Annotated in this window: 13 protein-coding genes and 1 pseudogene; 11 read left to right on the forward strand and 3 right to left on the reverse strand. The window is 68.6% G+C overall.

The window, feature by feature from the left end; translation table 11 throughout:
* Window positions 1-132: 132 nt before the first annotated feature.
* From ggt to AC1DW3_RS28935, 3 genes are all read right to left on the reverse strand, one after another.
* Entirely contained in the window at window positions 133-1,842 is a 1,710-nt protein-coding gene (ggt, locus tag AC1DW3_RS28925; RefSeq protein ID WP_477937445.1) for a gamma-glutamyltransferase, read from the reverse strand.
* 92 nt (window positions 1,843-1,934) lie between these two features.
* Window positions 1,935-2,606, reverse strand: a complete 672-nt coding sequence (locus AC1DW3_RS28930) for a cytochrome b/b6 domain-containing protein (protein ID WP_477937421.1) — start codon at window positions 2,604-2,606, stop codon at window positions 1,935-1,937.
* Window positions 2,581-3,069: a rhodanese-like domain-containing protein gene (locus AC1DW3_RS28935; RefSeq protein WP_477937423.1), complete on the reverse strand. Its 489-nt coding sequence runs from the start codon at window positions 3,067-3,069 to the stop codon at window positions 2,581-2,583. Before AC1DW3_RS28935 ends, AC1DW3_RS28930 begins: the two co-directional genes overlap by 26 nt.
* A 299-nt stretch (window positions 3,070-3,368) precedes the next feature.
* Between AC1DW3_RS28935 and AC1DW3_RS28940 the strand changes: the two genes are divergently transcribed.
* The 11 genes and pseudogenes from AC1DW3_RS28940 to AC1DW3_RS28990 all read left to right on the forward strand — a co-directional run.
* A complete protein-coding gene (locus AC1DW3_RS28940) occupies window positions 3,369-6,077 on the forward strand; it encodes a TonB-dependent receptor (RefSeq protein WP_477937425.1) in 2,709 nt (902 codons plus the stop codon).
* Between the two features lie 150 nt (window positions 6,078-6,227).
* A complete protein-coding gene (locus tag AC1DW3_RS28945; protein ID WP_477937427.1) occupies window positions 6,228-8,705 on the forward strand; it encodes a DUF1549 and DUF1553 domain-containing protein in 2,478 nt (825 codons plus the stop codon).
* A gap of 8 nt (window positions 8,706-8,713) precedes the next feature.
* Complete coding sequence (locus AC1DW3_RS28950) at window positions 8,714-10,150, forward strand: DUF1501 domain-containing protein (RefSeq protein WP_477937429.1); 1,437 nt, start codon at window positions 8,714-8,716, stop codon at window positions 10,148-10,150.
* A 136-nt stretch (window positions 10,151-10,286) separates the two neighbouring features.
* A complete protein-coding gene (locus tag AC1DW3_RS28955; RefSeq protein WP_477937431.1) occupies window positions 10,287-10,478 on the forward strand; it encodes a hypothetical protein in 192 nt (63 codons plus the stop codon).
* A gap of 304 nt (window positions 10,479-10,782) precedes the next feature.
* Window positions 10,783-11,130 (forward strand): cytochrome c, encoded by a 348-nt coding sequence (locus tag AC1DW3_RS28960; RefSeq protein WP_477937433.1) that lies wholly within the window; start codon window positions 10,783-10,785, stop codon window positions 11,128-11,130.
* Entirely contained in the window at window positions 11,127-11,507 is a 381-nt protein-coding gene (locus AC1DW3_RS28965; RefSeq protein WP_477937435.1) for a hypothetical protein, read from the forward strand. The genes AC1DW3_RS28960 and AC1DW3_RS28965 overlap by 4 nt, the downstream gene beginning before the upstream one ends.
* Window positions 11,504-12,070: a peroxiredoxin gene (locus AC1DW3_RS28970; protein WP_477937437.1), complete on the forward strand. Its 567-nt coding sequence runs from the start codon at window positions 11,504-11,506 to the stop codon at window positions 12,068-12,070. The genes AC1DW3_RS28965 and AC1DW3_RS28970 overlap by 4 nt, the downstream gene beginning before the upstream one ends.
* Before the next feature lie 28 nt (window positions 12,071-12,098).
* Window positions 12,099-12,554 carry a c-type cytochrome gene (locus AC1DW3_RS28975; protein ID WP_477937439.1) on the forward strand — a complete coding sequence of 152 codons (456 nt, stop codon included), beginning with the start codon at window positions 12,099-12,101 and terminating at the stop codon, window positions 12,552-12,554.
* Between the two features lie 2 nt (window positions 12,555-12,556).
* The gene (locus AC1DW3_RS28980) at window positions 12,557-13,234 is read left to right on the forward strand and encodes a lectin (RefSeq protein WP_477937441.1); all 678 of its coding nucleotides are present in this window, start codon (window positions 12,557-12,559) and stop codon (window positions 13,232-13,234) included.
* Between the two features lie 80 nt (window positions 13,235-13,314).
* Window positions 13,315-14,982 carry an ExeA family protein gene (locus tag AC1DW3_RS28985; protein ID WP_477937443.1) on the forward strand — a complete coding sequence of 556 codons (1,668 nt, stop codon included), beginning with the start codon at window positions 13,315-13,317 and terminating at the stop codon, window positions 14,980-14,982.
* 24 nt (window positions 14,983-15,006) lie between these two features.
* Window positions 15,007-15,132: pseudogene (locus AC1DW3_RS28990) on the forward strand (general secretion pathway protein GspB); the annotation flags it as partial.

A 15,132-nucleotide genomic window follows, 5' to 3' on the forward strand; every position in this document is an offset into this window, starting at 1 on the left:
GAGCGCCGGGCCGCTCCCTAGCCGGCCCGCTCTGGCGATGTGCTCGCGGCTCGATGCCGCGAGCATCGCCGTCCCCTCGGGGGACCGACCAAGCGCGCCCGCGTTCAGCGAGGCGCGACTGGGCGAGGGGCTTCAATATCCGGCGGCCAGGCCGCTGTTGCGCCGTGGATCATTGGCGCCGTAATAGCGGTTCTTGCCCACCGGCTTGCCGCCCAGCTTGGGCGCGCCAACCAGGATGCTGGCGAGGTGGTTGGCCGGCTGCGGGTCGGCGAACTTCTGGCCCCAGCCCTCCAGGATCCTGCGCGTGTCGGGCGACAACGCATTCACCTCCACGTTGGTGGTTTCGGGCAGCCACTGCTGGTGGAAGCGCGGCGCGTCCGTTGCCTCCTGCACGTCCATGCCGTAGTCGATGACGTTGATCATCGTGTGCAGCACCGCCGTGATGATGCGGCTGCCGCCCGGCGTGCCGACCACCATCACGGTCTTGCCATCCTTGGTGACGACGGTCGGGCTCATGGAGGACAGCGGCCGCTTGCCCGGCTCGATGCGGTTGGCCTCGCCCTGCACCAGGCCATAGAGGTTGGGCACGCCGATCTTGGCGGTGAAGTCGTCCATCTCGTCGTTCAGCAGCACGCCCGTCTTGGCGGCGGTGACGCGGGCACCGAACCAGTCATTCAGCGTGTAGGTCACCGACACGGCATTGCCCCACCGATCGACGATCGAATAGTGCGTCGTGTTGCTGCCCTCGTGCGGCGATACGCCGGGCTTGATGTCCTTGGACACGCCGGCCCTGTTCGGGTCGATGACGGCACGCAGCTTGGCCGCGTAGTCCTTGCTGAGCAACCGCTCCAGCGGGTTCTTGACGAAGTCCGGGTCGCCCAGATAGCTGTTGCGGTCCACATAGGCGTGGCGCATGGCCTCGATCTGGTAGTGCACGGCCTGCGCGGAGCGGAAGCCCAACTCCTTGAGCGGATAGCCCTCCAGGATGTTGAGGATCTCGCAGATGATGACGCCGCCCGAGCTGGGCGGCGGCGCCGAGACCACGTGATAGCCGCGGTAGTCGCATTCCACCGGCGGCAGTTCGCGCGTCTTGTACTGGTCGAGGTCGGCCTGGCTGAGGATGCCCTTGCCCGCCTGGCTGGACGCGACGATGGCGGCGGCCACGGGGCCTTTGTAGAAGCCCGCCTCGCCCTGGTCGCGGATGGCCTTCAGCGTGGTGGCCAGGTCTTTCTGCACCAGCTTCTCGCCGACCTGGAAGGGCTCGCCCTTGTTGAGGAAGATGGYCGCCGTGGCCGGATCCTTGCGGAAGTCGTCGGTGGCCGTGTGCAGCATGTCGATGTCGCCCTGGTCCAGCACGAAGCCCTGCTCGGCGTAATGGATGGCCGGCGTGATGACGGCGGGGCGCTTCATCGTGCCGTACTTGGCCAGCGCGTACTCCAGGCCGGACACGCTGCCTGGCACGCCCACGGCGAGATGGCCCTTGGTGCTCAAGCCCTTGATGACATTGCCGTCCTTGTCGAGGTACATATTCGCCGTGGCAGCCAGCGGCGCCTTCTCGCGGAAGTCGAGGAAGGTCTTGCGGCCGTCGGCCAGCTGCACGGTCATGAAGCCGCCGCCGCCGAGATTGCCCGCGGCCGGGTAGACGACGGCCAGCGCATAGCCCACGGCCACCGCGGCATCCACCGCATTGCCGCCGTCCTTCAGCACGTCGACGCCAACGCGCGTGGCCAGGTGCTGGGCCGTGACCACCATGCCGTTCTCGGCGGCCACGGGGGCCTGCGATGCCGCCTGCGCGAAGGTCGCCACGTACAGGAAAGCGGCCGCGATCACGGCAGGCTGCATCAGCTTCGTCATGGATCTCATATCAGGGTCTCCGTCAAGCAATGACGCAGACCCTAATGCCTCGGCCCGTGCAGGGCCATCCCATCGATCGCTCAGAGGCCCGACCAGTACAGCAGCCCCCAGGCCAGCGCAGCAAGCGACGCCGCCACCGCCGCCAGCGGCCACGGCGTGGGGCCCGCCGACGCGGCCGTAGCGCCGGGTTGATACCCGGCCCACATCCCCCGCAGCAGGGGCCGGCGCCGCACGAACACATAGACGCCGATGGCCGCCAGATGCAGTCCCAACCAGGCATAGAGCAGCTTGGCCGCGAGCTTGTGCCAGCCGGTCAGCTTGAGGCTCAGGTCTTCATCGATCCAGCCCGACCAGGGGCCGGCAAAGCCGATCTCGTCGTTGCCGAACAGGCCGGTCAGCACCTGGGTGACCAGCAGGGCCAGCACGGCGAAGACCGACAGCGCTCCCAGCGGGTTGTGGCCCAGGCCCTGCCAGCGTCCGCGCAGATAGGCCCAGATGCGCCCCGGCGTGGGCCAGAACTGCGCGAAGCGCGCATAGCGCGTTCCCCACAGGCCCCAGCCGAGGCGGAACACCAGCAAGGCCGCGATGGCCTGGCCGGCGCGCGCATGCCAGCTCATCCAGGCGCCGCCGGCCAGGCCGGTGGCTATTGCCCCGCTGACCAGACCCACCAGCGCCCAGTGGAAGACGCGCAGCGGCAGGTCCCAGACCGCGACGTCGCCAGGTGCGTCAGGGCTGGCGGGCGGCTGCGACATCCGTGCTCCCTGCAGCCTGCGCGCGCGGCTGCGGCGGCTGGATGTGGGCGACGGCCTTGCCGCCCTCGTTCTCGTAGTCTTCGCTGCCGGTGGCGCCGGCAATCTTGTAGCCCTTCTCGGCCAGGATGTCGCCCGCGCGGCCGGCACGCACCGCGTGGTTGGACACGGTCAGGATGGCGCGATCCTTGGGCAGATAGGCCAGGTGCTTTTCGAGATCCTTGTTCTGGATGTTGAGGAAGGCCGGGAAGCTGCCGTACTTGATCAGCTCGTCGGGGCGGCGCAGGTCCAGCACCAGCAGCTTGTCCGGCTGGGCCAGCAGCGCATCGACCTCGGCAGCCTTGAGGCGCTTGGTCTTGTACTTCCATTCAGCGGCGGCGGCCGGTGCGGAAGCGGCAGTCTGGGCTTGTGCGACGGCGGTCAGGCCGACCAGGGCGGCAAGGGCCAGGGCGTGCAGTGTTTTCATGGTGAGGTCCAAGGGAGTGGCAGACCTCGGGAGCAGCGCAGCTTCCGTGCCAGCCCGCAGGCCATGAAAACCACGCCGCGAGGCTCAGAACTGCGCCTTCACGCGCAGCACCTGCTGTGGCGCTGTTGAGTTCGCAACAGCGCCCACGCCCCCGCCTTCCGCGAGCGGGGCCGCAAGACGTTCAAAACGGGCCCAAACCCCGCTTGCCAACGCGAAGCGCAATTGCTTAGACGCCCAGCGTATTGGGCACGCTCCCTGCAATGAAGTGATAGCTCCAGCTCTTTCGATCACTCCATTCCATGACGACAAAACACCGCCTTCGCCTCCGCCCCCTGACCGCCCTCATCGCGACCCTTGCCACCGGCAGCGCCCTCGCCCAGGAAGCCACCGCCCCTGCAGAAGAACCCGCACAGCAAGCCCTCGGCGCCGTCACCGTGCGCAGCCGCAACCGCATCGAGAAGCTGCAGGACGTGCCCCTGTCCATCTCCGTCATCCAGGGCGCCGAGCTGGACCGCCTGGGTTCCGTGGGCATCGACGACATCACCAAGCGCGCCGCCAACGTCAGCTGGAACCTCGGCAACCAGCGCACCAGTTCCATCTCCATCCGCGGCATCGGCAAGATCGGCCAGACCGAGGCGCAGGACCCCAGCGTCGGCATCATCGTGGACGGCGTCTCCTACGCCTACAACGCGCTGACCTCCAGCTTCGACTTCGTCGACATCGACACCATCGAAGTCACGCGCGGCCCGCAGGGCACGCTGCTGGGCAAGAACGCCAGCGTCGGCAACATCATCTTCTCGACCAAGCGCCCCAGCTTCACGCCGACGGCCGACTTCACGCTGGGCTTTCGCCAGCGCGACGGCCTGTTCGCCACCGCCGCCATCGGCGGCCCCATCGTCGACGGCCTCATCGCCTGGCGCGGCACCTTCTCGGCCAACCGCGGCGCCGGCGACATCAAGAACGCCTACAACCGCGACGTCAGCTACACCAACACCGACCGCATCTCGGGCCGCGTGCAGTTCCTCGTCACGCCCTCGCCCGACTTCAAGGCCCGCTTCGCCTTCGACCTGCAGCCGCGCGCCGGCGAGACCACCAACGGCCGCAGCTTCCCCGTCATCAACCCGCCGACCACCTACTCCAACGGCGCGCCCATCACGACGGTCACCAACGAGCAGCGCCTGGGCCGCCGCTGGTTCAAGGACAACACCGGCTATTCGCTGGCCGACTACCAGAACCTGCTGACCACCGACTCCGTGCGCGGCCTCGTCACCGGCAGCTCGGGCGCCACGGCCGACCTGAACTGGCAGCTGGGCAGCCACACGCTGACCTCCATCACCGCCTTCAAGAGCTATCACTTCGACGCGGTCAATGACGACGCGACGCCGTTTGATGTCTATCGCAATGCCGGCGGCTTCTGGAACGACTACCGCCAGGCCACGCAGGAGCTGCGCCTGACGTCGGCTCAGGGCGGCTTCGTCGACTACCAGGCCGGGCTCTACTTCATCAAGGTCGACAACACCGCCGACTACCGCCGCTGGTGGGGCAACGACGCCGGCGCCTGGTTCGCCAGCGCGGCGCAATACAACCGCCTGGATGCCGATGGCGCCGGCCGCGACCTGCTGCGCAACAGCCTGGCCAATGTGAAGGCCTCCTACAACAGCCCGACCGGCGTGCAGGACATCCGCAACAAGAGCGCTGCCATCTTCGCCCAGGCCAACTGGCATTTCAGCGAGGCGCTGACGCTGACGACCGGCGCTCGCCTGACCCGCGAAGACCGCCGCAACGACGGCACCAGCCGCATCACCAGCGACGGCAGCGCGCCCGAGCTGAACCCGTCTATCGTCAACGGCGTGCTGCTGGGCGGCTTCGACAGCTATCTGAACACCGGCGCAGCCAAGTGGGTCAAGAACGGCATCGTCGTGCCGGCCGGTACCGCAGGCGCCGTGCTGGCCGCAGCTGGCACCGCCGGCGCGCCCTCGGTCACGCTGACGACCGACACCACCAACGCCACGCTCAGCAGCAGCGCCCTGGCCGCCGCCGACAAGGCCGCCGCCAAGTACTTCGGCGCCGCCAACTGGAATGCGCTGACCGTCGCCCAGAAGCGCCAGCTCGCCGACGCCCAGGCCATCCGCAAGACCAATGTCGGCGTGCTGTTCCCGACGACGGCGGCCGAGCCCTTCAAGGCGACGCAGCCGGCCTGGGTGCTGAGCCCCAGCTACAAGTTCAACCGCGACCTGACGGGCTATCTGTCGCTGCAGCACGGCGAAAAGGCCGGCATCGCCCAGTTCGTCAACGGCATCTCCTCGCCGGTCAAGGCCGAGAAGACCGACAGCCTGGAAGCGGGCTTCAAGTCGGCGCTGTTCAACAAGACGCTGATCCTGAATGCCGACGTCTTCCTCACGCGCATCAAGGACTACCAGCAGAGCGTGCGCGTCGTCGACAGCTACACCACGGCGCTGAACAACGACGGCACCTTCTACTACACCAGCACCACCGGCAACGTGCCCAAGGTCGAGGTCAAGGGGCTGGAGATCGACGGCGTCTACGGCGGCATCCGCGACCTGACCGTGCGCTTCTCGGCGGCCTACAACGACGGCAAGTACAAGTCCTTCCCCAACGCCGCCCAGCGCACCGAGGACAACTTCCCCGGCGCCTCGCCCTATGCCGACCAGAGCGGCAAGCCGCTGGCCGGCTCGGCCAAGTACACCGGCAACATCGGCGTGGACTACCGTCAGCCGGTCTGGGGCGACAAGGAGATCAACTACACAGGCAATGTCGCCTTCTCCTCGTCCTACTACTCGGACGTCGGCCTGTCGGCCTACTCGGTGGTGCCCAAGAGCACGACGGTGGACGCCGGCATCGGCTTCGGCACGCGCAACAAGAGCTTCAACGTCAGCCTGATCGTCAAGAACCTGTTCAACGACGACACGGTGCGCTCCATCAGCAGTACCAGCTACGCGCCGGCCATCCCGCGCAGCGTGGGCATCCAGTTCATGGCCAGGTTGTAAGCACTGTTGATCCGCCAACAGCGTTTCAACAGCGCTGTTGGCGCCCCCGCAAAACTGCCCTGTTTTCGGCCCGATTCGCGCCGTTTTCGCTGGCGCGCTTATTGCGCTGACCCTTCCAGTTCGTCCTTGTCATTTCCCCGGGAGACCTACGTGCCCAAGTTCCGGATTGCCCCTCTCGCCCTCGCCGCCCTGCTGGCCGGCGTCGCCACCCTCAGCCCCGCCGAAGACTACGCGCCGCCCGGCGGCTTCGTCAAAGGCAGCGAGCGCCCCTGGTCCTACACGCCGCTGAACACGCAAGTCGCCACGCCGGCCCTCAAGGCCAAGGCCTGGGTGCGCCAGCCGCTGGACGCCTTCGTGCTCGCCAAGCTCGAGGCGCAGGGCATCGCGCCTTCGCCGGAAGCCGACCGCCATGCCTACATCCGCCGCGCCACGCTCGATGCCTGGGGCATCCTGCCCACGCCCGAGGAAGTGAACGCCTTCGTGGGCGACAAGTCGCCCAAGGCGCACGAGAAGCTCGTCGAGCGCCTGCTGGCCTCGCCGCGCTATGGCGAGCGCCAGGCGCGCCGCTGGCTGGACCTGAGCCGCTACGCCGACAGCGACGGCTACAACACCGACGGCACCCGGCCCAACATCTGGCGCTACCGTGACTACGTCGTCAACGCCTTCAATGCCGACAAGCCCTTCGACCGCTTCGTCAAGGAGCAGTTGGCCGGCGACGAGCTCTGGCCCGAGCGCACCGAGGCGCTGATCGCCACCGGATTCCTGCGCAACCTGCCCGACGAGATCAATGCGCGCGACCTGAACCTGAAGAAGCAGGAGGTTGCCAACGACCTGACCGACACGGTCTCGGCCGTCTTCCTCGGCACGACGCTGGGCTGCGCCCAGTGCCACGACCACAAGACCGAGAAGATCACGCAGCAGGAGTACTACCAGTTCCAGGCCTTCTTCTCGAACGCGAGCTGGAAGGACGACGTCTCGCCGCTGACCGGCAAGGCGCTGGCCGACTACAAGGCCCAGCTCGCCAAGTGGGAAGACGCGACCCAGGACCTGCGCGAGCAGCGCGAGGCCATCCTCAAGCCCACCATCGACAAGCTGGAGACCGACCGCCTGTCGGGCTTCGTGCCGGCCACGCGCGACTCCATCAGCAAGCCAGCGGCCGAGCGCAACGCCTACGACCGCTGGATCTACCACCGCAACCTGTGGACGATGCAGGGCCGCACGCGCAACGCCGAGAACCAGCTCAAGACCAAGGACAAGGACGGCTACGCCAAATACCAGGCCCTGGGCGAGCAGCTGAAGAAGTTCGACGCGCTCAAGCCCAAGGACCCGGGCGCCATCTCGACGATGGCCGAGCTGGGCCCCGACGCGCCGCCGACCAAGGTGCTGTTCAAGGGCATCTACGACCGCCCGCTGCAGGAAGTGCAACCCGGCCTGCCGGCCCTGCTGACCGATGCCTCGCTGAAGATCGAACCGACGGCGACGTCCTCGGGCCGCCGCACGGCCCTGGCCAACTGGCTGGTCAGCCCCGACAACGGCCTGACGGCGCGCGTCTTCGTCAACCGCCAGTGGGCCCAGTTCTTCGGCCGCGGCATCGTCGACACGACGGCCGATTTCGGCAAGACGGGCACGAAGCCGACCCACCCCGAGCTGCTCGACAAGCTGGCCGCCGACTTCGTCAAGCAGGGCTGGAGCGTGAAGACGCTGCACAAGCAGATCCTGCTGTCCAGCACCTACCGCCAAGCGAGCCAGGCGCGGGATGTGAAGCAGGACCCGGACAACAAGCTGCTGTGGGCCTTCCCGCGCCAGCGCCTGGAGGCCGAGCAGCTGCGCGACTCGCTGCTGGCAGCTTCGGGCCTGCTGGAAGAGAAGCGCGGCGGGCCGTCGGTCTACCCGCCCATCCCGCCCAACTTCGACATCGGCGGCCAGCGCAACCGCTGGCAGACCTCGGAGGACCCGCGCGACCACAACCGCCGCAGCCTCTACGTCTTCGTGCTGCGCAACTCGCCCTATCCGCTGCTGGAAACCTTCGACTGGGCCAACCCGCAGTCGCCGCACTTTCGCCGCGACGTGACGACGACGGCCCCGCAGGCCCTGGCCCTGGTCAACAGCGACCTGGTGCTGGGCTGGAGCCAGGCCCTGGCGGGCCGCGTCATCCAGGAAGCACCGGCCAGCGAGTCCGCCAGGATCGACCGCGTCTACGAGATCCTGTTCTCGCGCAAGCCGACGGCCCAGGAAAAGGAGCGCCTCACCGCCTTCCTGAACGCTCAGGAGGCCCTGCAGACGGCCCAGGCCGGCGAGGTCAAGAAGCCGCATCTGCCCGAAGGCTGGGGCGTGGACCCCAAGCTGGCCAAACAGATCGACGGCTTCTACAAGGCCGCCTACAAGCGCGAGCCCGATCGCTACGAGCGCACGGCCTTCCTGAGCTACCTGGACCAGCAGGCCGCCAAGCGCAAGAAGGGCGATGGCGGCGACGACTCGGCGGATGACGGTGGCGGAGCCGCTCCGGCCACCACGGCCGCGGCCATCAGCGGCACCCCCATCAAGGGCGCCAGCAAGGCCCGCGCCGCCGCCTTCGTCGACTTGGTCCACACCCTGGTCAACACCAACGAATTCACCTATCGCTTCTGAGGTTTGAAATGAGCCATCACCACCATTCCCGCCGCCACTTCCTCGGCACGGCCGTCGGCTCCGCAGCCGCAGGCGCCTTCGGTTTCGGCAGCTTCGGCGGCCTCTCGTCCGCCTTCGCCAGCGAGCTCTTCGATCCGACGCTGCCGCGCCAGCCCCACCACCCGGCCAAGGCCAAGGCCGTCATCTGGCTGCACATGGCCGGCGCGCCCAGCACGCTGGACCTGTTCGACTACAAGCCCGATCTCATCAAGCTGGCCGGTACGCCCCTGCCCGACAGCTTCGGCAAGGATCTGAAGACGGCCACCGACGGCGGCGTCGGCAACCTCTACGCCAGCAAGCGCACCTGGAAGCAGCATGGCGAAAGCGGCGCCTGGGTGTCGGACCTGCTGCCCAACATCGCCAAGCAGGCCGATGACATCGCCTTCCTGAAGGGCAGCAAGACCGAGGGCAGCACCCACGTCATCGCGTCGCTGAAGCTGCACACCGCAGGCCTGGTGCCGGGCCGCCCTGCGCTCGGCTCCTGGGTGCAATACGGTCTCGGCTCGGCCAACCCCGACCTGCCGGCCTTCGTCGTGCTGCCCACCGGCGTGGGCGCGGCCGGCGGCGGCCGTGGCGCCGTCATCTGGAGCAGCGGCTTCCTGCCCGCCGCCCTGCAGGGCACGCCCTTCCGCAAGGGCGACTCGCCCATCCTGCATCTGGCGCGGCCCGATGGCATCACCGAGAAGGAACAGCGCGCCCAGCTCGACCTGCTGCGTGCGCTGAACGGCGAGCATGCCGAGCGCTACCCCGGCGACACCGAGCTGATCGCCCGCGCAAAGAGCTATGACCTGGCCTACCGCATGCAGAGCTCGGCACCCGAAGCGGTGGATTTCAGCAAGGAGACCGCTGCGACGAAGGCCGCCTACGGCATCGGCACCAAGGAGACCGACGAGTACGGCACCGCCCTGCTGCGCGCCCGCCGCCTGGTGGAGCGCGGTGTGCGCTTCGTGCACGTCATCTCCGGCGCGCCGGACAACAGCGTGGATTCGTGGGATGCGCATAACAACCTGGAGAAGAACCACGCCGTCATGTGCAAGCAGGTAGACCAGCCGGTGGGCGCCCTGCTGGCGGACTTGAAGGCCCGCGGCCTGCTGGAGACGACCCTCGTCGTCTGGGCCTCCGAGTTCGGCCGCACGCCGTATGGGCAGTCGGGCAACGGGCGGGATCACAACCCCTGGGGCTACACGCAATGGATCGCCGGCGGCGGCATCAAGCCGGGGACGTATGGCGGCACGGATGAGATCGGATTGCGCGCTGCGACTGGAGTGGTCGACACGTATGACCTGCAGGCGACGCTCTTGCATCAGCTGGGGCTGAATCACAAGAAGCTGGTGTTCGCGCATCAGGGTCGGGCGGAGAAGGCGACGACGGTGTTTGGGGATGTGATCAAGGAGATCCTGGCTTAAGCGCGGTTGCTCTTGCGATGCGGTCTGCCTCATCGATGCATTGCCGGGAGTCCGTCCCGGCGGCCGGGTAACTTTCTTCTGCGGGGCCAGAAGAAAGTCACCAAAGAAGAGGCCCTGAACCGCACACGAGCACCACATGCACGAGCTGCGCCGTGCAACAGCCGACTGCCCGACGCCCACAAGCGAACCGCTGCGCTCTCGCACACGACTTGTGAAGAGCGCCATCCATCGGATCTGCGGGCCGTTCGACGCGCGGCTGCACGCCGGGCTCATCAAAACAGCCCAATGCAGCGTCGCTCGGGCGACGCGGCTGTTCGGTATTTCCTGATGAGCACGGCGTGCAGCCGGCGTTAAGCGGCGTGAAGGAGCAATGGATGGTGATCGTCACAGGGACAGCAGCGAGAGCGCAGCGGATCGCGTGTAGGCGCGGCCCAGTTCCGAGCACCGCGAGCGCATGCCGCCGCTCGAGTGCGGATTGCATTGAGCGCTCCTCTTTTGGTGACTTTTCTCTGGCGCGTCAGAGAAAAGTTACCCGCCCTGCCGGGGCGGATTCCCGGCTCACTGCACCGAGTCGAAAGGCTCTCCGCAAAAACAAACGAATGAACTTCTCGAGACACCTAGCCGTCCTCCCCGTGCTCATTGCAACCACCGTCTTCGCCGCACAAGCCGATCTCAGTGCCGACGACATGCGCACTGCCGAAGACACGCTGCGCGACCTGGACTCCAACGTCAGCCTGCAGAACCGCAAGGCCCTGGACGAGGCGCGTGAACTCGCGCGCTTCTTCCAGCAGGTCGGCGCCCACTACACGGCCCAGCCCGATGCGGCCCGCGGCGTCGACTTCGCGCGCAAGTCGCAGGACCACGCCCAGGCCATCGCCGCCGCCGTCGAGGCCGGCAACTACGACGCCGCGCAGGACGCACTCAGCGACCTGACGCGCAGCTGCAAGGCCTGCCACGAGGTCTACAAGATCAAGAAATGACAGCCCGCTTCCTCATCTCCATCGCCCTGCTCGCCGCGCCGCTCTGCCACGCCGCCTCCAAGCTCGACCTCGGCATCTGGATGCGCGCCATCGACCACAAGTCGGTCAGCGTGCAGAAGGCCCTCGCCGCCGGTCGCCACGACGAGGCTGCGGCCGATGCCCAGGCCCTGCAGAAGCTCTATGCCGACATGACGACCTTCTTCGAGAAGGACTACCCGGCCGCCGATGCGGTCGGCTTCTCGCGCGACGGCGAGCGTCAAGCGGCCGCCATCACCACGGCGCTGGCCGCCGGAGATGTCACCGGCGCCAAGGGCGCCGCGCGCGCCATCGCCCTCGCCTGCAACGACTGCCACGACCCCTACAAGCCTTTGCCATGAAGCATTTCGCCTTTGCGCTGCTCGCCCTCGCAGGCACCGCCCATGCGGCCCTCAAACCCGGCGATGCCGCCCCCGACTTCCGTGCCACCGCGGCGCTGGCCGGCAAGACCATCGACGTCCAGCTCAAGGACGCCCTCGCCAAGGGCCCCGTCGTCGTCTACTTCTATCCGGCCGCGTTCACGGGCGGCTGCAATCTGCAGGCTCACGAGTTCGCCGAGAACCTGGCGCGCTTCACCGCCGCCGGCGCCAGCGTCATCGGCGTGTCGGGCGACGGCCTCGAGCGCCTGCGCGAGTTCTCGGCCGACCCCGAGACCTGTGCCGGCAAGCTCGCCGTCGCCTCCGACGCCGACGGCCACATCGCCCGCGCCTTCGACATCGCGACCACCGCGACACCGGCCGGCCGCAAGACCACCCAGGGCCAGGACATCACCCATGCCCGCGCCGAGCGCACCAGCTTCGTCATCGGCCGCGACGGCCGTGTGGTCGCCACCGTCGGCGGCCTGGCCCCCGCCGCCAACGTGGCCGCCGCCCTCGCCGAGGTCGAGCGCCTGGCCGGCCGCTGATCCCTTTCCCCACTCATCCAACACAACGATGAAATCACTTTGCCTCATCACCGCGGCACTGCTGGCCACCACCGCCCAGGCCCAGCAGGCCCCCAAGCCCGAACAGCTCATCAAGTGGCGCCAGTCGGCCTACCAGGTCATAGGCTGGAACACCGGCCGTGTGAAGGCCAATGTCGACGGCGCCTACAACAAGGACGACGTCATCCGCGCGGCGAACACGATCGCCGCCGTCGCCAATGGCGGCCTGCCGACCCTGTTCGCCGCCGGCACCGACAGCGGCAAGGGCTGGCATGACACCTCGGTCAAGGCCACGCTGTTCAGCGATGCCGCCGGCGCCGCCGCCGCCCAGGCCGCCTTCGGCAAGGAAGCCAACGAACTGGCCCGCATCGCCCAGGGCGGCGACGTGGCCGCCGTCAAGGCCCAGCTCGCCGCCCTGCAAAAGACCTGCAAGGCCTGCCACGACGATTACAGGAATTCCAACTGATCATGAAGACTTCACTCCTCGCCACGGCCCTGCTGTTCGCGGGCGCCGCCCAGGCCCAGACTCCGCCGGCCGCGGCCGCCAGCGCCCCGCCCCCGCCGCCCTTCAGCTTCTTCGTCACCAGCAGCGGTGGCGGCCAGGGCGCCAACTATGGCGGCCTCGAAGGCGCGGACGCGCATTGCCAGAAGCTGGCCGACGCGGCCGGCACGCCGTTCAAGACCTGGCGCGCCTACCTGAGCACCCAGGGCACCGGCGCCGTCAATGCCCGCGACCGCATCGGCAGGGGCCCCTGGACCAATGTGCGCGGCCAGGTCGTCGCGCGCGACGTCGGCCATCTGCACGGCGACACGCTGGAGCAGGCCCAACTCGGCAGCAACCTGACGCGCAACACGGCGCTGACGGAGAAAGGCGAACGCCCCAAGGCCGCTGGCGATACGCCCAACGAGCACGACATCCTGACCGGCTCCACACCCGAGGGCCGGGCCTACCCGGACAGCGCCGACAAGACCTGCCGCAACTACTCGTCCGGCGCCGAGGACGGCTCCGTGCAACTCGGCCACTTCGACCGCACCGGCGGCGGCAATGCGTCCTGGAACTCCGCCCACGGCAGCCGCGGCTGCAGCCAGCCCAAGCTGGTGAGCACCGGCGGCGCGGGCCTGCTGTACTGCTTCGCGGCGAACTGAAGGCGCAAAGGACCGTCGGCGCTTCGCGGCGTCGACGGGAAAGCTGAGCGGCCCCGTTGGGATGGTTATCCTGCCGCCCCATGTACGCGCCCTTCTTCGGCTTGAAACAAGCGCCGTTCTCGATCGCGCCGGACCCGCATTACCTGTTCATGAGCGAGCGCCACCGCGAGGCGCTGGCCCACCTGCTGTATGGGCTGGACGGCGGTGGCGGCTTCGTGCTGCTGACCGGCGAGATCGGGGCCGGCAAGACCACGGTCTGCCGCTGCTTCCTGGAGCAGATCCCGGCGAACTGCAACGTCGCCTACATCTTCAACCCCAAGCTCACCGTCACCGAGCTGCTGCAGGCGATCTGCGACGAGTTCCACGCCGCGGTGCCGCCGGGCGCGCGGACGGTGAAGGACTACGTCGACCCGCTCAACGCCTTTCTGCTGGCGCAGCACGCGGCCGGGCGCAACAACGTGCTCATCATCGACGAGGCGCAGAACCTCTCGGCCGACGTGCTGGAGCAGTTGCGCCTGCTGACCAACCTGGAGACCAGCGAACGCAAGCTGCTGCAGGTGGTGCTGATCGGCCAGCCCGAACTGCGCGGCATGCTGGCCCGGCCCGAGCTGGAGCAGCTGGCGCAGCGCGTGATCGCGCGCTTCCACCTGGGCGCGCTGTCCGAGGCTGAAACGGCGCAGTACATCCGCCACCGCCTGAACGTGGCCGGCCTCACTGGTGCCCTGCCCTTCGACGCCAAGGCGCTGCGCCTGATCCACCAGCTCACCCGCGGCGTGCCGCGCCGCATCAACCTGCTGTGCGACCGCGCGCTGCTGGGCGGCTATGCCAGCGGCCAGGCCCAGGTCACGCCGGCCATCGTCCGCCAGGCCGCGGCTGAAGTGTTCGACGCGCAGCTCACCCCTGCCCGACGCCGGCGCAAGCGCAAGTCGGACCCGGTCGGCCTGAGCCTGCTGGTGCTGGCCGCGGCCCTGGCCGGCGCAGGGCTGACCTGGGCGCTGCAACAGTCATCGAAGGCGGGTCGCAACGACAAGGCCGACACCGCCAAGGTCGCCGCGCCAGCCTCAGCCGCGTCTTCCTCCGCGAGCGCGGCCTCGGCCGCGGCTTCCGCCACCAGGCCCGCCTCAGCGGCCGGCAGCATCGAGCCGCTGCGCCTGGCCGACTGGACACCGCAGGAGAGCGACGCCTGGGCCGCATTGGCCCAGCGCTGGGGCTTGCCGCTGCCAGCCGACGTCGACCCTTGCACCGCTGCCGCACAGCGCGGCCTGCAGTGCTACCGCAGCAGCAGCGGCAGCCTGTCGCTGATCCGCCTGATCGACCGCCCGGTGCTGCTGACGCTGCAGCGCCCGGGCCAGCCGCCGGCGCTGGCCGCGCTGGTGGGGCTGGATGGGCAGCAGGCCACGCTGCTGGTGGACGGCAAGCCGCGCCGGGTCGCGCTGCCGGAACTGGCCGGTGCCTGGCGTGGCGAGTTCAGCACCTTCTGGCGCATGCCGCCGGGCTACGCCAACCGCGGCGACAACATGGGTCCTCTGCGCAACTGGCTGGCCGAGCAACTCGCCCGCGTGCCGGGCATCGCCGCGCCCGCCAGTGCCGCCTCCACACCGCCAGGCTTGAACGAGCTGACCCGCCAGGTCCAGGCTTTCCAGGCCAGCCAGGGCCTGCAGCCGGACGGCCGCGTCGGTCCCATCACGCTGATGCAGATCAACCGGGCCGCCGGCGTGGCCGAGCCGCGCCTGGACGTGGCGCGCTGACCCCAGAATCGAGCGACCAACCACATGTCCTACATCCTTGACGCTCTGCGCCGGGCCGAAGCCGACCGCGAACGCGAGCGTGGCCAGGTGCCGGGCCTGCACACCCAGCCCCCTGCCGGCAGCGCAGCGGCACGCGGCGCCGGCCGGCGC

The organism is Roseateles sp. P2_H4, from assembly GCF_056403315.1.

What these genes read in the sequence shown, in the direction of transcription:
- AC1DW3_RS28930 (WP_477937421.1), bottom strand. Translation starts at nt 2,606, where the DNA reads ATGTCGCAGCCGCCCGCCAGCCCTGACGCACCTGGCGACGTCGCGGTC.
- AC1DW3_RS28935 (WP_477937423.1), bottom strand. Translation starts at nt 3,069, where the DNA reads ATGAAAACACTGCACGCCCTGGCCCTTGCCGCCCTGGTCGGCCTGACC.
- AC1DW3_RS28940 (WP_477937425.1), top strand. Translation starts at nt 3,369, where the DNA reads ATGACGACAAAACACCGCCTTCGCCTCCGCCCCCTGACCGCCCTCATC.
- AC1DW3_RS28950 (WP_477937429.1), top strand. Translation starts at nt 8,714, where the DNA reads ATGAGCCATCACCACCATTCCCGCCGCCACTTCCTCGGCACGGCCGTC.
- AC1DW3_RS28955 (WP_477937431.1), top strand. Translation starts at nt 10,287, where the DNA reads ATGCACGAGCTGCGCCGTGCAACAGCCGACTGCCCGACGCCCACAAGC.
- AC1DW3_RS28965 (WP_477937435.1), top strand. Translation starts at nt 11,127, where the DNA reads ATGACAGCCCGCTTCCTCATCTCCATCGCCCTGCTCGCCGCGCCGCTC.
- AC1DW3_RS28970 (WP_477937437.1), top strand. Translation starts at nt 11,504, where the DNA reads ATGAAGCATTTCGCCTTTGCGCTGCTCGCCCTCGCAGGCACCGCCCAT.
- AC1DW3_RS28975 (WP_477937439.1), top strand. Translation starts at nt 12,099, where the DNA reads ATGAAATCACTTTGCCTCATCACCGCGGCACTGCTGGCCACCACCGCC.
- AC1DW3_RS28980 (WP_477937441.1), top strand. Translation starts at nt 12,557, where the DNA reads ATGAAGACTTCACTCCTCGCCACGGCCCTGCTGTTCGCGGGCGCCGCC.
- AC1DW3_RS28985 (WP_477937443.1), top strand. Translation starts at nt 13,315, where the DNA reads ATGTACGCGCCCTTCTTCGGCTTGAAACAAGCGCCGTTCTCGATCGCG.